Source organism: Variovorax sp. P4_B10, from assembly GCF_056402375.1.
The window spans coordinates 1-19255 of record NZ_JBFUHN010000037.1 but is presented as its reverse complement, the minus strand read 5'-3'; the positions used below and the strand labels follow the sequence as shown (position 1 = coordinate 19255).

Here is a 19255-nt window from a genome sequence, read left to right as displayed (position 1 = left end):
AGCACAACCGAGGAGACACATTCATGAAGATGCGCTACACGGCATTGGCACTGGCAGCGGCGATGTTCGCCGCGCACGGCGCTGCGTCGGCCGGCGAGGCCGAGGCGAAAAAATGGATCGACAGCGAATTCCAGCCGTCGACCCTGTCCAAGGACAAGCAGATGGAAGAGATGAAGTGGTTCATCGACGCCGCAAAAAAACTGCAGGCCAAGGGTGTGAAGGAGGTGTCGGTCGTTTCCGAAACGCTGACCACCCATGAGTACGAATCGAAGACGCTCGCCAAGGCCTTCGAGGAAATCACCGGCATCAAGGTCAAGCACGACCTGATCCAGGAAGGCGACGTGGTCGAGAAGCTGCAGACCTCGATGCAGTCCGGCAAGTCGATCTACGACGGCTGGATCTCCGACTCCGACCTGATCGGCACGCATTACCGCTACGGCAAGATCATGTCGCTGACCGAGTACATGAAGGGCACCGGCAAGGAGTTCACCAACCCCGGCCTCGACCTGAAGGACTTCATCGGCACCAGCTTCACCACCGCGCCCGACGGCCAGCTCTACCAGCTGCCCGACCAGCAGTTCGCCAACCTGTACTGGTTCCGCGCCGACCTGTTCGCGCGCAAGGACCTGCAGGACAAGTTCAAGGCCAAGTACGGCTACGACCTGGGCGTGCCGCTCAACTGGAGCGCCTACGAAGACATCGCCGAGTTCTTCAGCGTCGACGTGAAGACCATCGACGGCAAGCCGATCTACGGCCACATGGACTACGGCAAGAAGGACCCGTCGCTCGGCTGGCGCTTCACCGATGCGTGGCTGTCGATGGCCGGCTCCGCCGACAAGGGCATCCCGAACGGCATGCCGATCGACGAGTGGGGCATTCGCGTGGCTGCCGACAAGTGCACGCCGACCGGCGCCTCGGTCTCGCGCGGTGGCGCCACCAACTCGCCGGCTGCCGTCTATGCGCTCACCAAGTACATCGACTGGATGAAGAAGTACGCGCCCAAGGAAGCCATGGGCATGACCTTCGGCGAATCCGGCCCGGTGCCGGCGCAAGGCCAGATCGCGCAGCAGATCTTCTGGTACACGGCCTTCACCGCCGACATGACCAAGAAGGGCCTGCCGGTCGTGAACGACGACGGCTCGCCGAAGTGGCGCATGGCCCCCGGCCCGAACGGCCCGTACTGGAAGCAGGGCATGCAGAACGGCTACCAGGACGTGGGCTCGTGGACCTTCTTCAAGGGCCATGACGCCAACAAGACGGCGGCCGCCTGGCTCTACGCGCAGTTCATCACCGCCAAGACGACCTCGCTGAAGAAGTCGATCACCGGCCTGACCTTCGTCCGCGACAGCGATATCCGCTCGGACTACTTCACGCAGAACGCCAACAAGTACGGCGGCCTGATCGAGTTCTACCGCAGCCCGGCGCGCGTGGCATGGACCCCAACCGGTACCAACGTGCCCGACTATCCGAAGCTCGCACAGCTCTGGTGGAAGAACGTGGCCGAGGCCGTGACGGGCGAGAAGACCCCGCAGAAGGCGATGGACAACCTGGCCGACGAGATGGACAACGTGATGGCTCGGCTCGAGCGCGCCGGCATGGCCCATTGCGCGCCCAAGCTGAACCCCAAGGGCGACCCGGCCAAGTACCTGAGCGACGACCACGCCCCGTGGAAGAAGCTGGCCAACGAAAAGCCGAAGGGCGAGACCATCGACTACAACAAGCTGCTGAGCGCCTGGAAGGAAGGCAAGGTGCGCTGAGCGCCTGCGAATTCCGCCGATCCGCACAGCAGGAAGGGGCCGCACCGCAGGGAGCGGCCCCTTTTTCCATTGGGAATTGTCCGACCGTGGGATCGACGCGACGGCATGACCAATGGCAGATGCATTGGCCCGACGGTTGGCTTACATTCGACGGCCCTCGAAACCGTCCCGCACGTGACCTCAACCCCCCCCAGCTCCGCCACACGCCCCAAACGCGTGCTGGTCATCCACTATTCGCAATCCGGACAGCTGGCCGGCGTCGCCGAGCAGATCGTCGCGCCGCTGCGCGCCGACCCGGCCATCGAGGTGCACGAGGAAACGCTGCGCCCGCAGGCCGCGTTCCCGTTCCCCTGGCCCTTCATGACCTTCTTCGACGCCTTCCCGGAGTCGGCCCACATGAAGCCGCCGCCGCTGGCGCCACTCTCGCTCAAGGGCGACGAGGACTTCGACCTGGTCATCCTGCCGTACCAGGTGTGGTTCCTGGCGCCTTCGCAGCCGATCACCGCCTTCCTGAAGCACCCGCTGGCGAAGCGCCTGCTCGAAGGCAAACCGGTGGTAACGGTCATTGCCTGCCGCAACATGTGGCTCCTGGCCCACGAAAAGCTCAAGGGCATGCTCGGCGATGTGGGTGCGCGACTGGTCGACAACGTGGTACTGACCGACCCCGGCCCCACGCTCGCCACCTTCTTCACCACCCCGGCCTGGCTGATCTGGGGCCGCAAGCGTGGCTTCTGGGGCATGCCCGACGCGGGGCTCAGTACCGCCCAGATCCGCAGTACCGGCCGTTTCGGCCGCGCCCTGCGCGACGCGCTGCACCACGACCTGGAGCGCGGCACGCAGCCGTTGCTCGCGGGCCTCGGGGCGGTGCAGGCCAATGCGCGGCTCCTGATCAGCGAGAAGGCCGGCACCCGGAGCTTCTACCTCTGGGGCAAGCTCATCATGGCGGCCGGCGGGCCGGGCGCCTGGCAGCGCAAGCCCTTGCTGCTGCTCTACGTTCTCTTCCTGCTTGCGCTGATTGTCACGGTAGTGCCCGTGAGCTTGAGCCTCCAGGCGCTCCTGCGGCCCTTGTTCAAGGGGTGGCTGACTAAAATGACAGCCCAATTCGAGTGCCCGTCGGGCTCCGCCACGGACCGCTCCCATCTCTATGACGACTGATGTCTTCCTGACCCGCACCGCCGCCTTTCTGCCCTTTTCCCCGGTCAGCAATGAAGACATCGAAGAAGTCCTCGGTCGCATCGGCGGCAAGGCGTCCCGCGCGCGGCGGCTGATTCTTCGCAGCAACGGCATCCAGTCGCGCCACTACGCCATCGACCGCACCACCGGACGGCTGGCCATGACCAATGCGCAGCTCACCGCCTCGGCCATCCGGGCACTGGGCGATATCGGCCAGGTCGATTGCCTCGTCACCGGCACCTCGCTGCCCGACCAGCTGATGCCCAACCACGCGGTGATGGTGCACGGCGAACTCGGCTGGCCGCGGCTCGAAGTGGTGGCCTGCGCGGGCATCTGCCTGGCCGGCACCACGGCCCTCAAGCATGCGTGGCTCTCGGTGCGTTCCGGCGATGCGCGCCGCGCGGTCGCCACCGGCTCGGAACTGGCCTCCGCCGTCATGCGCGGCGCCAACTTCGAGGCCGAACTCGAACACAAGCTCGAAGCGCTCGAGGCCCGGCCCGAGATCGCCTTCGAGAAGGATTTCCTGCGATGGATGCTGTCCGATGGCGCGGGCGCCGTGCTGCTGGAGCGCGAGCCGCGCGGGCCGCTGTCGCTGCGCGTCGAATGGATCGACCTGTCGTCGGCCGCGCACGAGCTGCCGGTCTGCATGTACGCGGGCGCCGACAAGAACGCCGAAGGCGGCCTCGACGGCTGGGCGCGCACCTCGCCCGCGGAATGGCAGCGCGACTCGACCTTCGCCGTCAAACAGGACGTGCGCCTGCTCAACGAGAATGTCGTGCGCGCCACGCTGGGCGAGCCACTCGCGGCCATCATCGAGCGCCGCGGGCTGACCTCGAAGGACATCGACTGGTTCCTGCCGCACCTCTCGTCGCACTACTTCGTCGAGCCGGTGAGCCAGTGCCTCGAATCGCTGGGCCTGCCGATTCCGCGCGAGCGCTGGTTCAGCAACCTCGCGAGCAAGGGCAACACCGGGTCGGCATCGCCTTACATCATGCTCGACGAGCTGTTCCGTTCCGGGCGCATCCAGCCCGGCCACAAGCTGCTGATGTTCGTGCCGGAAAGCGGCCGCTTCTCCAGTGGCTTCATCTACATGGAGGCTGTGTAGCCATGGACCTCGACGCCGTTCCGCAAGAGGGCAACGCGACCCTCGATGGCCATTCCAAGCTGATGTACGCGCGCGACGCGCAGGGCCGCGTCGTCACCACCACGTCGCGTGGCTGGGAGGCGGAAGAAATCGTCACCAGCCATGCGGTCGATGTGCTGGTCGARCAGGCGCAGGCTGCGAAAGAGCGGGTGAAGGCGGGGCTTGCGTCGCCGCTCGAATACTGGATGTACGAGCGCCGCATGGATGTGGCGCTGCTCTCGCAGACCAGCGGCTTCTGGCAGTGGCGCGTGCGGCGCCACCTGCAGCCCCGGCACTTCACGGCCCTGTCGCAGGCGCAGCTGTCGCGCTATGCCGAAGCGCTGGGCCTTCCGATTCCCACCCTGCAAGGCCTGCCGTGAACTTCCAACATCAACAGGCGGCGCACTGCGAAAGCGGCGTCATCTCGAGCCTGATGCGCCACCACGGCGCGCCCATGACCGAGAGCATGGCGCTGGGCCTGTCGTCGGCGCTGTCCTTCGCCTATCTGCCCTTCATCAAGCTGTCGGGCCTGCCGCTCATCTCGTACCGCATGCCGCCCAAGGCCATCATCAAGGGCCTGCTGGCGCCGATGGCCGCGCGCTTCCGCTTCGAGACCTTTCGCAGCCCCGAGGCCGGGCAGCAGCGGCTCGATGCCTTGCTGGCCGACGGGCAGCTCGTGGGGCTGCAGACCTCGGTCTACTGGCTGCCGTACTTTCCGCCGAACATGCGCTTTCACTTCAACGCGCACAACTTGCTGGTGTACGGCAAGGACGGCGACGACTACCTGATCAGCGACCCGGTGTTCGAGGAGCCCGTGCGCTGCGCCAGCGGCGACCTGCTGCGCGCCCGCTTCGCCAAGGGCGTGCTGGCGCCGAAGGGGCTCATGTACTACCCGCAGGCCATCGAGCGCAAGGTGGTCGATGCGGCCTCGGTGACCAAGGCCATCCGCAAGACGGTGCGCAACATGCTCGCGCCGATTCCGATCGTCGGCGTGCGCGGCATGCGCACCCTGGCCAACCGGATGCAGCGGCTGTCGGCCACCGATGCGCGCAGTGTCGATTTCATCGGCCACGTGGTGCGCATGCAGGAGGAAATCGGCACGGGCGGCGCGGGCTTCCGCTTCATCTACGCCGGCTTCCTGCAGGAGGCGGCGCATCTGCTCGACAAGCCGCAACTGACGCAGATGTCCGAGCGGCTCATCGCCATCGGCGACGGCTGGCGCGCCTTCGCGCTCAAGGCGGCGCGCATGGTGAAGGGGCGCGAGCCGGTCGATCCGGCCGCGCTGGCGGGCAAGCTGCGCGAGCAGGCGCAGCAGGAAGAAAGCTTCTTCCGCGACCTCAAGGCCGCCGTCGCCTGATGCTCGAGCTGCAGGAGCTCAGCTACCGCTACCCGCATGCCGATGCGCCGGCGCTGGCGCAGGTTTCGCTCGCGGTGCCGCGGGGCTGCGTGCTGGGCCTGCTCGGGCCGAACGGCGCAGGCAAGACCACGCTGATCTCGCACCTGTCGGGTGCGCTCGCAGTGCAGTCGGGCGAGATCCGCATCGACGGCCAGCCGCTGCAGCAGGTGCGCGCCAAGGCGCCCACGCGCATCGCCGTCGCGCCGCAGGACCAGGCTTTCTATTCGATGCTCACGGTGGCCGAAAACCTTGCGTGCTTCGCCGCCGCGAGCAGGCTGTCGGGGGGGCGCAAGCGGGAGCGCATCGACGCCTGCATGGCGTTCTCGCAGCTCGAATCGTTCGCTGGCGTGCGTGCCGACCGGCTCTCGGGCGGCCTCAAGCGACGGCTCAACCTCGCGATCGCCTTGCTGCCCGAACCCGAGCTGATGCTGTTCGACGAGCCCACCGTGGGTGTCGACCCGCAGTCGCGCGCCTTCATCCTCGATGCCATCAAGAGCCTGGCGCAGAAGGGCGCGGCGGTGATCTATGCCTCGCACTACATGGAAGAGATCGAGGCCATCGCCGACCGCGTGGCCATCCTCGACCATGGCCGCGTGCTGCGCGACGGTCCGCTCGACGAACTGCTGTCGAAGAGCACGATGCTGCTCACGCTGGCCGCCGACGGGCTCGATGCGCAGATGCTGTCGCGCTTCGGTACGGTGGAGCAGGGCGTCGCGCACTGGCGCATCCATCTGAGCCCCGGCAATGGTCCCGGTCCGGTGCTGGCCGCGCTCGAAGCGGCGGGCATCGAAGTGCGCCACGCCGAATTCGGCCGCCACGACCTCGAGCAGCTCTTCATGGCGCTCACCCACCGCTCGCTGCGCGATTGACTGAACCCCATGCTCTTCGCGCTCATCAAGAAGGAACTGCTGGCACTCGTGCGCGACATGCACGGATTGGCCGTGCTGTTCGTCATGCCGATGGTCTTCATCGTGCTGATGTCGCTCACGCTGAAGGACATCTACCGCCCGCCGCTCGCCGAGTTGACGTATGCGGTCGATGCGCGCGACACCGCAACGCCCGCCAAGTGGCTGCTGCAGCTCTGGCAACGCAGCCATGGTGCGCCGCAGCCGCTCGGCAGCGACTGGCAGGCGCGGCTGCGCAACGGAACGCTCAAGTACGTGATCGTGCTGGAGCCGGGCCTGTCGGAAGAACTCGAATCGGCCGCGTTGTCGACCAGGGCGCACATCCGGTTGCTGACCGAACCCGGCATCGACGCCAACCTGTTCAATGCGCTGCGCGCGGAGCTCATCGGTGCATCGGGCGAGTTGAAGGCACGTCTCGCGCTGGCGGTGCCCGGCACGGCCAGTCCGGCGCCGGACGCTTCCATCCAGGCGATGGTGCAGGCGGAACGCTTCTCCACCGCCGGCCCGCGGCCCACCTCGGTGCAGCAGAACGTGCCGGCCTGGCTGGTGTTCGGCATGTTCTTCGTCGTGGCGTCGCTCTCCAGCCTGTTCGTGCAGGAGCGCAGTTCGGGCGCGCTCGGCCGGCTGCAGAGCCTGGGCGTGTCGCGCCCGATGCTGCTGGCCTCCAAGGCCTTGCCCTACCTGGGCGTGAATGCGCTGCAGGCGCTGCTGATGCTGGCGGCCGGCATCTGGTTCATGCCGCTGATCGGCGGCGATGCGCTGTCGCTCGCGGGCATCCACTGGGGCGCCTTGCTGCTGTCGCTCGCGGCCGTGAGCCTGGCCGCGGTGAGCCTGTCGCTCGCATTGGCCTGCCTGGTCCGCAGCCATGCGCAGGCAGCCACCCTGGGGCCCATGGTCAACGTGCTGATGGCGGCGGCGGGCGGCATCATGGTGCCGAAGTTCGTGATGCCGGGCTTCATGCAGCGGCTGGTCGAGATCTCGCCGATGAACTGGGGGCTCGAAGCCCTGCTGACCGTGCTGCTGCGCGGAGGCGGCGTGGCCGACGCCTTGCCGCAGATCGGGCGGCTGGTCGTGTTCGCGGCGGCCATGTTCCTTCTGGCTGTTTTTCTGTTTCGCAGGCGCACACCGTGAGTACCGTTTCCCCCGAATTCATTGCCAGTCTCAAGACGATGGTGCTCGAAGCCGTCGAGAAGGAAGCGCCCCCCGGCGGCCTTGGTGACGACGAACCGTTGTTTGGCCCCGAGGCGCGGCTGGACCTCGATTCGCTCGATGCCCTGCAGGTGTCGATGACGATCCAGCAGCGCTTCGGCGTGCGCATGCCCGACAGCAAGGAAACACGCCGCGCGATGACGTCCATCGCCCATCTGGCGGAGCACCTCGCGCAAGCGGGCAAGGTATGAGCTACCGGTCTGCTCCCAGGGCGAACACCGCAGCGCGCAGCGCGGAGGTTGTGCAGTGAGCGACGTGTACCTGGCCGGCTTCGGCCTGGCCTGCGTGCTCGGCAACGATATGCCGAGCGCGCTCGACGCGCTGCGGCGCGGCGGTGTGCCGCCGACGCCTGTTGCCATCGCCCAGGGCATTCACTGGCCGGTCTATGCGCTGCCACCGCAAGAGGGCGACTGGACGCAGCGCGTGCGCCGCACCGTGCGCAGCGTCGTCGCGCAGACCGGGGAATGGGGCGAGCGGACCGCGCCGCTCTTCGTCGCCTCGTCCTCGCTCGACATCGGCTACATGGAACATGAGAAGCAGGACCTCCGGCTCGGCGGCGATCTGCAGGACTTTGCCGGTGTCGTCGCTGCGGCGCTCGACTGGCAAGGCCCGGTCTTCACCGTCTCGACGGCCTGCACCTCGGCGCTCAACGCCGTGCTGGCGGCCGCCGACCTGATCCGCAGCGGAGAGACCGACGAGGCGCTGGTGATCGGCGCCGAGCTGGACAACCGCTTCACCGTGGCCGGCTTCGGTGCGATGCAACTGCTGGCGCCCGAGAGCGCGCAGCCCTTCGGCGCCGGGCGCAAGGGGCTGGTGCTCGGCGAAGCCGTGGCCGCACTGCGCCTGGGATCCCGCCCGGCGCGCTGGTGCCTCACAGGCGGCGCGAACGTGGTCGATGGACGCAATCCCTCGGGCACGGAAGCGAGCGCCGTGCGCGCCATGTGCCACGCGGCGCTCGCGCAAAGCGGCCTGCGTCCTGAAGACGTCGACCTGATCAAGGTGCAGGCCGCGGGCAGTCCCGTCAACGATGCCATCGAGGCAGAGGCGCTCAAGCAGGTGTTCGATCCGCTGCCGCCGCTGGTGTCGCTCAAGTCCTCGCTCGGCCACACGCTCGGTGCCGCGGGCGCTGCGGAGCTGGCCTTGCTGGTCGGCTGCATCGAGGGCGGGGCCTGGCCATCGACCGGCTACCCGCTGGACGACACGCTGGGCATCGCATTGAGCGCACAGGCGCCCGCGAAGCTGCGCAACATCCTGCTCAACGTGGTCGGCTTCGGCGGCGGGCATGCCTCTCTCATGCTCAGGGACTGCAGCGAATGAGTGCCGGAGCCAAGACCGCGTGGCGCGTCACCGCCCACTTCGTCGTCCACCCGCCGCCCGCGGACTGGCGCGACGAACTGGCGAACCGCCTCGGCCGCCGGCCGCGCCGCGTCGGCCTGTGGACCGAGCTCGCCATGTACGGCGCACGCCGCTGTCTCGATGCCGCGGGAGAGGCTGCATTGCCGCCAGGCGCGCGCCTGCGCGTGGCCAGCCTGCGCGGCGCCTGGGGCGCCACGCATGCAGGTCTGGAGCAGCTCGATGCCGGTCTGCCGATGCCCTTCACCTTCATGCAGAGCCAGCCGGCGCTGATGCTCGCCGAGGTCGGCCGCTGCCTCGAATGGCAGGGCGACGCCAGCTTCATGCTGTGCCGCGATCCGCAGCGCCTGCTGCAGTTGTCGAAGCTCGGCGCCACGCGCGACGGACTGATGTTCGGCATCGTGGAAGAGGAGCGCAACGACGAACTGCCGCGCTCCGAGTGGTGGCGCCTGATGCCGGACTGAAGTCGTCCTACAGGCTGTACAAGATGTTGTAGAACGACTTGTGATCGTCCTTGATGGAGGCCAGATCATGGTCGATGCCAATCATCTCGAACGTCGCCCTGCTGACTGTCATTCGGCGATGGATCAATGCCTCCAGAATCTTGCCAAACAACTGATCGTCGTTGACGTATTTCTTCAGCCTTGAGATTTCTCGAGGCTTTTTCTGCAATACGTGGAACGAGTAATTCATCAGGATGATGTTGGAGACAAAAAGATTTTCCGTTGACTGGAAAGGGTTGACCGTATCGATCAGCGCGTCATATATCCGTTTCCTGTCCTGGGTGCAGGTGTCCAGGAAAACATCGGGATACATGAACTCACCGTATCGATCGTCGATGGCCAACCGGTATCTTTTGCCATCGGGCTGGGCCAGCAGCTTGATGACGCTCGTCTGATAGTTTTTCAAGGTGGCCAGCAATGCATGTTCTTTTCTGCCGTCTGCCTTGAGCGCTTCGTACGCCAGATCGATAACGTCCAGGAATGTCAAAGGTCCCAGCGCATCGGTAGCCATCATCATCTGATGACCCTGGATGCTGAAGCGGCGATAAGCCTCATCGTCGATGCTCAGTTCGAAAAGAAGAAACCTGAGCATGTAGTTCCTGATCCGTTCATCGGCATCGAGCGCGCTGTTTTTCAAACAGATCAACTGAATGACATAGAAGAAAACAAAATAATCCTTGTTGCTTCGTTGGCGGTTGTCGATTTCAAGAAGATAGCCAAGACGGGACAGGACCAGGAGGAGGGCGTAGCAGTCCGGCTCGCTGAAGCCGATTTTCGACATGGCCTTTTTGAAGGCACTCACGGAAAACAGATCCTGCCAGCGACTCACGCTGAAGGTCGATCCGTTGCTTTTTCTGGCAACGACGGAAAACAGGGAAATCTCATCCTGTTCATAAAAAATGGAACCCAGCTCCTTCGGATGAGGCCTGATGTTCAGGAAGTTTTCCAGCTTGTATGAAAAGAGTTCGAATATGTCCATGTTTGAAGTTTTCCGCCCGGACTGCCTTCCCGCCTCTTATCCGGAATTCCCCGTGAAATAGCCAGACCAGGCCGCGGCGATCGACCGCTGCAGGTTGGCGCGTGCGCGTGCTTCGAGCAGCGCGTGCATCCGGGGCGTGGCGTAGATCGCTTCGCGGTCCAGAAAGCGCTGCAGGATCGCGCGCCGGCGCGGCAGGCGCACTTCGTCGGGCACGAAGGCGTACTCGGCGCGGACCTGGCGTTCGTATTCGTCGAAGCGTGCCTGTTCGGCGCCGAGGATGGAAAGATCGATGTCGATCAGCAGTTCGGCATCGCGCCCTTCGGGCACCGCGTCGTGGCGGGTGGCCATCACGAGCGCATGCACGCGCCCGGCCGCTTCTTCGTTCGCGCCTGCGGCAAGCAACGCCTTGCGCGCCCAGTCGGCACTGCGCGCCTCGTTGTCGTGCGCATGCACGTCGTAGATGGCGTCATGGAACCAGAGCGCGAGCGCCACTTCGCCCGGCCGCTCGGCCAGCGCCTTCTCGCGCTCGAACCAGGCGAGGCATTCGCCCAGGTGCTGCATCGTGTGGTAGTGGCGCTGCGGCTCGCCGTAGCAGCGCTGCAGTTCGGCGCACGGCGCCGGGTCGGGCGCCTCGATGCCCAGGGCCCGCCAGGCACCGGTCCAGTTCGCAAGCAGCGCCTCGGGCGTCATGGCGGCTATGGCTCCATGGCGGCCTTGACCTCCTGCCCGAGGTCGAGCACCGACATCGCGTAGTAGCTGCTCCAGTTGTAGCGCGTGATCACGTAGAAGTTGCGCGTGCCGGCCAGGTAGGTCGGCGGCGCGTCGGCACCGTTCTGCAGCTCGACGAGCGCGAGCAGGCCCTTGTGGCTCAGGCCTTCGCCTTCGGGCACCGCACCGGCGGCCACGAAGCTGTCGGCGCTGAAGCTCGGAAGGATGTCGGGCGCGAGCAGCAGGGCCTTCTGGAGCCGCGCCTCCTCGAAATGCACCGGGTAGGTGGCCGGCATGCCGGGCTGCCAGCCGAAGGACTTGAAGTAGCTGGCAACCGAGCCGATCACGTCGGCCGGGTTGTTGACGAGATCGATGCGGCTGTCGCCGTCGAAGTCGACCGCGTACTTGGCGATGCTGCTGGGCATGAACTGCGGCATGCCCATTGCGCCGGCATAGCTGCCGACGGGCGTCAGCGGATCGTCGGCCGTGCGGCTCTCGGTGCTCAGGAAGCTCTCGAGTTCGCCGCGAAAGAACGCTTCGCGCTCGGCCGCGCGCGGATGGCCCTGCGGGAAGTCGAACGACAGCGTGGCCAGCGCATCGATCACCCGGAAGTTGCCCATGTTGCGGCCGTAGATGGTCTCGACGCCGATGATGCCGACAATGATTTCCGGCGGCACGCCGTACACCTGTTCGGCCCGCGCCAGCGTGTCGGCATTGGCGCGCCAGAAGCGCACGCCGGCCGCGATGCGCACCGGATCGATGAAGCGGCTGCGATATGTTTGCCAGTTCTTCACCGTTCCCACCGGGCCGGGCAGCATCAGCCGCGGCACGTTGGGCAGGAAGCGCGCTGCGCCGATGGTGGCGCGCACCCATTCGCGGTCGAGGCCGCGGCGCTCGGCGACGTCGTCGGCGAAGCGCATCGCGTCGTCGCGTGTGGCGTAGGGGATGCTGCCGCGCACGGCGGCTGCGCCGTTGCGGCCGTTGGTGGATTTCTGGGCTGCGGCCCCCGTGGACCATGCGCAGCTGGCGGCAAGAAGGGCGAGGGCGACGGCGGCGCGGGACGGCTTGGGGAGGAAAAATCGCATGCGCCGATTGTGCCGTCCGCCCGCGCGGGTATTCCGGCGGGACACCTGCGGTTTCAGCGGAGTGGGTTTGCGGCGGGCCAGCTGAGGCGGCGGAACTCCGCGCGCAGGGCGGCCAGCGTGCTCGGCGCGGCCTCTTGGGCATAGCGCTGGGCCTCGAGCTTCAGCAGCCAGTCGCGAACGGATTGCGCGGCAGGGCCGAAACGTGCGTCGGCCTCGGCGGCCATCTGGCGCGGCGGCGTGGTCTCGGGCAGGGGCAGGCCGGCCTTCACCAGGCGCGCGCGCGCCTGGCCCAGCAGGCGCAGCCACGGGTCGTGCCGGCTGCGTTCCCACAGCGTCCAGGCCGCGCCCGCGAGACTGGCTCCCACCAGCAGGTAGAGCAGCACGTAGGCGAGGTCCTCGAGGCTCGGTGCTTCGAAGCCGATGTTCTTCAGCAGGTTGAGCTGGCGGCTCTGCGTGTAGTTGAGCACCCACTGGTTCCAGCCGTTGTTCATCGCCTCCCAGGCGGCGCGCAGGTTCTGTACCAGCGTGGGGCTCATCGCGCCGATGGCGCCGGCGAACAGCCCCGGCTGCGGCAGGAGCCGCTGCAGTTGTCCGACCCGACCGGGCGCCACCGAGGCGGTCGGGTCGACGCGCACCCAGCCCGAGCCCGCCTGCCAGACCTCGGCCCATGCGTGCGCATCGCTCTGGCGCACCACCCAGTAGTTGTCGACGCCGTTGAGTTCGCCGCCCTGGTAGCCGGTCACGATGCGCGCGGGGATGTCGAGGTTGCGCATCAGCACCACGAAGGCCGAGGCGATGTGCTCGCAGAAACCTTCCTTGCGGTCGAACCAGAACTCGTCGGCGGTGTCGTTGCCATAGACGCCGGGCTCCAGCGTGTAGGTGTAGCCGCCGGTGCGCAGCCGTTGCAGGGCGGCCTGCACGAAGGCGGGCGTGGCGGCGCCGGCCAGCGCCGGGTTGTTGCGCATTTCGGCGGCGAGCGCGGCGGTGCGCGGGTTCGTGCCGGGCGGCAGTGCCAGGTAGGCCTGCAGTTGTGCGCCGGCACGGCGCACCGGGCCGCTCTGGAACTGCGTGTAGCTCTCGGCGCGGTAGCGCAGCAGATCGGTGACGGGTCGGTTCGAGATCCATTGCAGGTCGGGTGTGCCTGTCACTTCGAGGCCCACGGCTTCGGGTGCCTTTTGTGCGACGTCGAGCGTCAGCAGCCACGGCCGGTTGTTGGGTTCGAGCGTGACCTCGTAGCGAAAGGGTTCGCCGCTCACGCGCAGGTTGGCGAGGCCCTGCCCGCCGCGCGCCCATGGCGGCAGGGCCGTCCACTCGCGCCCGTCGAACTGCGCCAGCACCGGACCGCGGAAGTAGAGCTGGCTTTGCGGCGGCGCGCGGTTGTCGTCGAACTTGACGCGGGCGGCGATGCTGTCGTCGAGCGCCAGCTCTGCGATGGTGCCGACGCGCATCGTGTTCGAGAGGCCGGTGCGGCCGGCCATGGCATCGCCCGGCGTGCCCCAGAGCGGCGCGAAGCGGGGGAACAGCAGGAACAGCGCGAGCATGATCGGCGCGCCGGCGAGGGCCATCCAGCCTGCGGTGCGCGCGGCCTGCATCAGCGACGGTCTTCCGACGGGCATGTGCGCGTTGACCAGCGCGGTCAGCAGGCCCAGCAGCGCGAGCAGCATCGTGAATGCGGTCAGCAGCGACTGCGAATAGAAGAAGTTGGTGAGCATCGCGAAGAAGCCCAGGAAGAAGACGACGAAGGCGTCTCTCCGGGCGCGCAGCTCCAGCGTCTTGAGGGCCAGCAGGATGACGATCAGGGTGACGCCCGCGTCGCGGCCCAGCAGGGTGCGGTGAGTGGCGTAGGTGGCCCCCAGCGCGAGGGCGAGCAGGGCGATGCGCCACCATCGGCTGGGCAAGGGGCGGGCCTGCACGGCCAGCGAAGCGCGCCACAGGAGGACCATGGCGGTGAGGGCCGAGCACCACCAGGGGAGGTTTTCCACCTGGGGGAGGACGATCAGGCCGATGACCGTCAACAGGAAGAGCGTGTCCCTGGCGTCCCTGGGGAGCGCCGAGAGCTCCTGCATCACTTTGTTCATGAGACCTGACTCAACACAAGGCCAACGCTTCCAGGCAAGCCCTCTTGTGGGCCTCGCCCTGGGAAGGCTTCACGACCCGGGCCCCGACCCGAATCCCATAGTCCGCGCCCAACCGGTCCGCCATCAACACCCAGGCGCAGAGCCGGGACACGCGGGCCTCGGTATCTGCAAGCCCCGTGGCCTGCGCATCGAGCCAGAGCTCTTCGCGCTGCGTGTGCTGCGTATCCCGGCTGACCAGGTCTTCCGAGCCGGTCGCCTGCGCCCGCGCCGCCTTCTTCCAGACCACGAGCTTCAGCGGATCGCCGCGCCGATAGGCCCGCACGCCGTCGTACTCCCCGGACGCCTGCGCGTGCATCGCCGCCGACACGGCGGCAGGCCCCGACAAGGGCTCCCCGGGCGGCAACGGCGGCGGATGCGCCTCGGGCGTCGGATACACCAGCATCTGCGCCGCAGGACGCCAGACCGTCCATACGCGGAACGTCCCCAGGGGAAAGCGCGTCTCGGCCGTCAACGGCGGTACCGGATGCAACCCCCGCCGCTCGGGCTGGAACGCGATCTCGACCGTGGAAGTGCCTTCGGCCGGCACGTCGGTCCATGCCCATTGCCCACTGCCGCGCACCGCCATCCCGATGCCATAGCGCACGCTGCGCCGCGTGTTGTGCAGCACCACGCGAAAGACGGCTGCGGCCCCCGCGTAGTGCGCCTCGGGCGGCATCATGTGCATCGCCAACCCGCGCAGGGTGGCATGGCACACATGCATCCCCACGGCAACGCTGCCGGCCAGCAGGAAGGTCAGCAGGTAGCCGAGATTGAGCTGGTAGTTGATCGATGCGATCAGCAGCACCAGCAGCGTGGCCGCCAGCGTCCACCCCGCCCGCGTGGGAACGATGTAGACGTTGCGTTGCGTGAGCTCCAGCGTGTCCGACGGCGGCCGCCGGGACAGGAACCAGCCGTCGATGCGCGAGCGGAGGACGCCGACCGGATTCACGGCAGCGGCACCGCCGCGATCATGGCGCGCACCTGCTCGACGGCACCGCGGCCTGCGTCGCCCACCGGCGTGAGGCGGTGCGCGATCGTCTGCGGCAGCACGGCCTGCACATCGTCGGGCGCGACGTAGTTGCGGTTGGCCAGCAGCGCCTGTGCCTTGGCGGCGCGCAGTACCGCAATGCCGGCACGCGGCGACAGGCCTTGAAGGAACCAGCGGCCCGAGCGCGTGGCCGCGATCAGGTCCTGCACGTAGTTGAGCAGCGGTTCGGCCGCATGCACTTGCTGCACGCGCTGCTGGATGGCGGTCAGTTCGCCGGCCGTCAGCATGGCGGGCAGGCTGGCCAGCATCTCGCGCCGGTCCACACCCGAGAGCAGCAGCCGCTCGGCCGCGCGGTCCGGGTAGCCGAGCGAGATGCGCATCAGGAACCGGTCGAGCTGCGACTCGGGCAGGGCGAAGGTGCCGAGCTGGTCCTGCGGATTCTGCGTGGCGATCACGAAGAAGGGCGTCGGCAGCGGCCGGGTCTCGCCTTCGATGGTGACCTGCTTTTCTTCCATCGCCTCGAGCAGGGCGCTCTGGGTCTTGGGGCTGGCGCGGTTGATTTCGTCGGCCAGCAGCACCTGCGCAAAGATCGGACCGGGGTGGAACACGAAGGCCTGCTGCCCCCGGTCGTAGATCGCCACGCCCGACAGATCGCCCGGCATCAGGTCGGCCGTGAATTGAACCCGCGAAAACTGCAGGCCGAAGGTGTGCGACAGCGCATGGGCGAGGGTGGTCTTGCCGACCCCCGGCACATCCTCGATCAGCAGGTGCCCGCCTGCGAGCAGGCAGGCCACGCAGTCGCGCACTTGCGCCTCTTTGCCCACGATCACCGTGTTAAGCTGACTCAGCAAAGTGGCAAGCTTCGCAGCAACGTCCATATTTGTATCCATATGCAAACGATACCGTAAGACCTTGCGGCCCCATGCCGTGTGAGGTCTAGACGCGACAAGAGACATGGGCAAGACAGGCTACTTCACACACCGCGACTTCTGGAAGCATGACATGGGCCGGGGTCATCCCGAGTGCCCCGAGCGACTGGATGCCATCGAAGATCGGCTTCTGCTCACGGGCGTCGGCGACGCGCTGGAGCACTGCGAAGTACCGCTGGCCACCCTGGAGCAGCTCACCCGGGCCCACAGCGTTTCGCACGTCGAGCACCTCGAAGCGCTGCACCAGCGCCTGGTGGCCGACGAACCTGCGGGCGGCCCCGACCACGCGCAGCTCGACCCCGACACTTCCCTGAACCGTTTCACGCTGCTGGCCGCCCGCCGCGCCGCGGGCGCCGCCATTGCTGCGACTGACGCGGTGATCGCCGGCGACATCGAGAACGCGTTCTGCTCGGTGCGCCCGCCGGGCCACCACGCCTGCCGCGAGCAGGCCATGGGTTTCTGCTTCTTCAACAACGTCGCGATCGCGGCGCGGCACGCGCTCGAGGTGCATGGCTTCGACCGGGTGGCCATCGTCGACTTCGACGTGCACCACGGCAACGGCACCGAGAACATCCTCTCGAACGATCCGCGCGTGCTGATGGTCGGCTTCTTCCAGCACCCGTTCTACCCGTACAGCGGCACCGATCACCCGGCGCCGAACATGCTGAACCTGCCGATCCCGGCCTACACCCGGGGCATGGACGTGCGCGAGATGATCGAGGCCGCCTGGATGCCGCGGCTCGAAGAGTTCCGGCCGCAGATGGTCTTCATCAGCGCGGGCTTCGACGCCCACCGCGAGGACGACCTGGGCCAGCTCGGCCTCACCGAGAACGACTTCGCCTGGATCACCGGCCGCATACACGATGTTGCCAGGCGCCATGCGCGCGGCCGTATCGTCTCGATGCTCGAGGGCGGCTACAACCTCGATGCGCTGGCGCGCAGCGTCGAAGCCCATATCCGTGTCCTGGCCGATCTGTAACGCCACCGGCGCGAACACGGCGCCATGTTTTCCCAAGAGATGAATTTCAACGACTTCACACAACGCCTGAGCCAGGTCGACGCGCGCGGCATCGGCATCGAACTCGCTGCACTGGTGGCCTGCGTGGCGCTGGCCTGGGCCATCTGCAAATGGTTCGGGCGCGACCAGCCCAAGGATTCGATCTGGTTCGGCGAAAGCACCTTCGACGGCGTGCTGTTCCCGCTGCTGTCGCTGGTGTTCACCGATCTTGCGCGGCGCCTGGTGATCGACTTCCAGCCGGTGCTGGTGCTGCGCATCGCGGTGTCGGTGTTCCTCTCGCTGATGGTCATCCGGCTGTTCGCGCGGGTGCTGAGGGCGGTGTTTCCCACCTCCAACCTGGTGCGGCTGCTCGAGCGCACGATCTCCTGGCTGGCCTGGATCGCCGCCGTGCTCTGGATCGTCGGGCTGCTGCCGCCGGTGCTGGCCGAGCTCGACAACATCACGCTGGCCTTCGGCAAGACGCGTGTCAGCCTGCAGACGATCTTCCAGGGCGTGCTGTCGGCCGGGYTGGTGCTGGTGATCGCGCTCTGGATCGCCTCCACCATCGAGAAGCGCATCCTGCGCGAAGCCGTCACCGACCTGTCGATGCGCAAGGTGGCGTCGAATGCGGTGCGCGCCTTCCTGTTGCTGATCGGCCTGCTGTTCGCGCTGTCGGCGGTGGGGGTCGACCTCACGGCGCTCTCGGTGCTGGGCGGTGCGCTCGGCGTGGGCCTGGGCTTCGGCCTGCAGAAGCTGGCGGCCAACTACGTGAGCGGCTTCGTGATCCTGCTCGAGCGTTCGATCCGCATCGGCGACAACGTCAGGGTCGACGCCTTCGAGGGCCGCATCACCGACATCAAGACGCGCTACACGCTGATCCGGGCAGGCAACGGGCGCGAGGCCATCGTGCCGAACGAGTCGCTGATCACCAGCCGGGTGGAAAACCTGTCGCTGGCCGACCGCAAGTTCAACATCACGACCAACATCGTGGTGGGCTACGAGAGCGACGTAGCACGGGTGCAGGCCATCCTGTGCGAGGCGGCGAAGGCCCAATCGCGCGTATTGACCGACCCCGCGCCCGTGACCTTCCTCGTGAACTTCGCGCCCGACGGCCTCGAGTTCAGCCTGAACTTCTGGGTCGCCGACCCTGACAAGGGCAAGGACAACGTGCGCTCCGCCATCAACATCGCCATCCTCGAAGGGCTGCGCGGAGCGGGCATTGATATTCCCTATCCGCAGCGCGTGCTGCGCGTGGAATCTTTGCCGCAGGGAATCGCACCGGCGCCCGACGCTGTCTTATAATCACGGAAAAGCACGACCGTTCTTTTTTTGTCGCCCGCGATGTCGATCTGAACGAACACCGAGGTTGCCAAGGTCAAACCCTAAAATGACCGGTTGCCCTCGAAGCCCCCTTTTTGCAATCCAATGGAGTCAAGTCAATGAAGGTTCTTGTGCCTGTCAAACGGGTCGTCGATTACAACGTGAAGGTGCGCGTGAAGAGCGACGGCACCGGGGTGGACATTGCCAACGTCAAGATGAGCATGAACCCCTTTGACGAGATCGCCGTTGAAGAAGCGGTGCGCCTGAAGGAAAAGGGCGTGGTCACCGAAGTCATCGCCGTCTCCTGCGGTGATGCCAAGTGCCAGGAAACCCTGCGCACCGCCATGGCCATCGGCGCCGACCGCGGCATCCTCGTTGAAACCACCGAAGAGCTCCAGCCCCTGGCCGTCGCCAAGCTCCTGAAGGCGCTGGTCGACAAGGAACAGCCCCAGCTCATCATCCTCGGCAAGCAAGCCATCGACGACGACGCCAACCAGACCGGCCAGATGCTGGCGGCCTTGGCCGACCTGCCCCAGGCCACCTTCGCCTCCAAGGTCGAAGTGGCCGACGGCAAGGCCACGGTCACCCGCGAAGTCGACGGCGGCCTGGAAACCATCAGTCTCAGCCTGCCGGCCGTCATCACCACCGATCTGCGCCTGAACGACAGACTCTTATACACATCTSACGCTGCCGACGAWCTAATAAGWGTAGAT

General features: G+C 66.8%; 19 protein-coding genes. 13 read left to right on the top strand and 6 right to left on the bottom strand.

Annotated features, from left to right (window positions below; translation table 11 throughout):
• The first annotated feature begins 23 nt into the window (after positions 1-23).
• The 10 genes from AC1DXX_RS18200 (at position 24) to AC1DXX_RS18155 (ending at position 9380) form a co-directional block, all read left to right on the top strand.
• Positions 24-1757, top strand: a complete 1734-nt coding sequence (locus AC1DXX_RS18200) for an ABC transporter substrate-binding protein (RefSeq protein WP_478135603.1) — start codon at positions 24-26, stop codon at positions 1755-1757.
• 174 nt (positions 1758-1931) lie between these two features.
• Entirely contained in the window at positions 1932-2912 is a 981-nt protein-coding gene (locus AC1DXX_RS18195) for a dialkylrecorsinol condensing enzyme (protein ID WP_478135602.1), read from the top strand.
• Positions 2902-4035: a beta-ketoacyl-ACP synthase III gene (locus tag AC1DXX_RS18190; protein WP_478135601.1), complete on the top strand. Its 1134-nt coding sequence runs from the start codon at positions 2902-2904 to the stop codon at positions 4033-4035. Before AC1DXX_RS18195 ends, AC1DXX_RS18190 begins: the two co-directional genes overlap by 11 nt.
• A gap of 2 nt (positions 4036-4037) precedes the next feature.
• A complete protein-coding gene (locus tag AC1DXX_RS18185; RefSeq protein ID WP_478135600.1) occupies positions 4038-4433 on the top strand; it encodes a DarG family dialkylresorcinol biosynthesis protein in 396 nt (131 codons plus the stop codon).
• Positions 4430-5410 carry a BtrH-related acyltransferase DarH gene (darH, locus tag AC1DXX_RS18180; RefSeq protein ID WP_478135599.1) on the top strand — a complete coding sequence of 327 codons (981 nt, stop codon included), beginning with the start codon at positions 4430-4432 and terminating at the stop codon, positions 5408-5410. Before AC1DXX_RS18185 ends, darH begins: the two co-directional genes overlap by 4 nt.
• The gene (locus tag AC1DXX_RS18175; RefSeq protein ID WP_478135598.1) at positions 5410-6318 is read left to right on the top strand and encodes an ABC transporter ATP-binding protein; all 909 of its coding nucleotides are present in this window, start codon (positions 5410-5412) and stop codon (positions 6316-6318) included. The genes darH and AC1DXX_RS18175 overlap by 1 nt, the downstream gene beginning before the upstream one ends.
• Positions 6319-6327: 9 nt before the next feature.
• Positions 6328-7485 carry an ABC transporter permease gene (locus AC1DXX_RS18170; protein WP_478135597.1) on the top strand — a complete coding sequence of 386 codons (1158 nt, stop codon included), beginning with the start codon at positions 6328-6330 and terminating at the stop codon, positions 7483-7485.
• A 38-nt stretch (positions 7486-7523) separates the two neighbouring features.
• The gene (locus tag AC1DXX_RS18165; protein WP_478135639.1) at positions 7524-7754 is read left to right on the top strand and encodes an acyl carrier protein; all 231 of its coding nucleotides are present in this window, start codon (positions 7524-7526) and stop codon (positions 7752-7754) included.
• 55 nt (positions 7755-7809) lie between these two features.
• Positions 7810-8880 (top strand): beta-ketoacyl synthase N-terminal-like domain-containing protein, encoded by a 1071-nt coding sequence (locus AC1DXX_RS18160; RefSeq protein ID WP_478135596.1) that lies wholly within the window; start codon positions 7810-7812, stop codon positions 8878-8880.
• On the top strand, positions 8877-9380 hold the full coding sequence (locus AC1DXX_RS18155; protein WP_478135595.1) for a hypothetical protein: 504 nt from the start codon (positions 8877-8879) through the stop codon (positions 9378-9380). Before AC1DXX_RS18160 ends, AC1DXX_RS18155 begins: the two co-directional genes overlap by 4 nt.
• Before the next feature lie 7 nt (positions 9381-9387).
• Here the strand turns inward: AC1DXX_RS18155 and AC1DXX_RS18150 are convergent, their stop codons facing one another.
• From AC1DXX_RS18150 to AC1DXX_RS18125, 6 genes are read right to left on the bottom strand one after another with little or no spacing between them, the layout of a single operon-like run.
• Complete coding sequence (locus AC1DXX_RS18150) at positions 9388-10398, bottom strand: hypothetical protein (RefSeq protein ID WP_478135594.1); 1011 nt, start codon at positions 10396-10398, stop codon at positions 9388-9390.
• Between the two features lie 36 nt (positions 10399-10434).
• Positions 10435-11088, bottom strand: a complete 654-nt coding sequence (locus AC1DXX_RS18145) for an HD domain-containing protein (RefSeq protein ID WP_478135593.1) — start codon at positions 11086-11088, stop codon at positions 10435-10437.
• Positions 11089-11093: 5 nt separating this feature from the next.
• Complete coding sequence (gene mltB / locus AC1DXX_RS18140) at positions 11094-12191, bottom strand: lytic murein transglycosylase B (RefSeq protein ID WP_478135592.1); 1098 nt, start codon at positions 12189-12191, stop codon at positions 11094-11096.
• 53 nt (positions 12192-12244) lie between these two features.
• Positions 12245-14269, bottom strand: a complete 2025-nt coding sequence (locus AC1DXX_RS18135) for a transglutaminase TgpA family protein (RefSeq protein WP_478135591.1) — start codon at positions 14267-14269, stop codon at positions 12245-12247.
• A 10-nt stretch (positions 14270-14279) separates the two neighbouring features.
• Entirely contained in the window at positions 14280-15257 is a 978-nt protein-coding gene (locus tag AC1DXX_RS18130) for a DUF58 domain-containing protein (RefSeq protein ID WP_478135590.1), read from the bottom strand.
• Complete coding sequence (locus AC1DXX_RS18125) at positions 15254-16174, bottom strand: AAA family ATPase (protein WP_478135589.1); 921 nt, start codon at positions 16172-16174, stop codon at positions 15254-15256. Before AC1DXX_RS18125 ends, AC1DXX_RS18130 begins: the two co-directional genes overlap by 4 nt.
• 76 nt (positions 16175-16250) lie before the next feature.
• Here AC1DXX_RS18125 and AC1DXX_RS18120 point away from each other — a divergent pair, with 76 nt between their 5' ends.
• The 3 genes from AC1DXX_RS18120 to AC1DXX_RS18110 all read left to right on the top strand — a co-directional run.
• Complete coding sequence (locus AC1DXX_RS18120; protein WP_478135588.1) at positions 16251-17204, top strand: histone deacetylase family protein; 954 nt, start codon at positions 16251-16253, stop codon at positions 17202-17204.
• A 39-nt stretch (positions 17205-17243) separates the two neighbouring features.
• Entirely contained in the window at positions 17244-18524 is a 1281-nt protein-coding gene (locus tag AC1DXX_RS18115; protein ID WP_478135638.1) for a mechanosensitive ion channel family protein, read from the top strand.
• A 137-nt stretch (positions 18525-18661) separates the two neighbouring features.
• Positions 18662-19255 (top strand): electron transfer flavoprotein subunit beta/FixA family protein (locus tag AC1DXX_RS18110; RefSeq protein WP_478135587.1); only part of this gene is annotated, 594 nt, incomplete at its 3' end.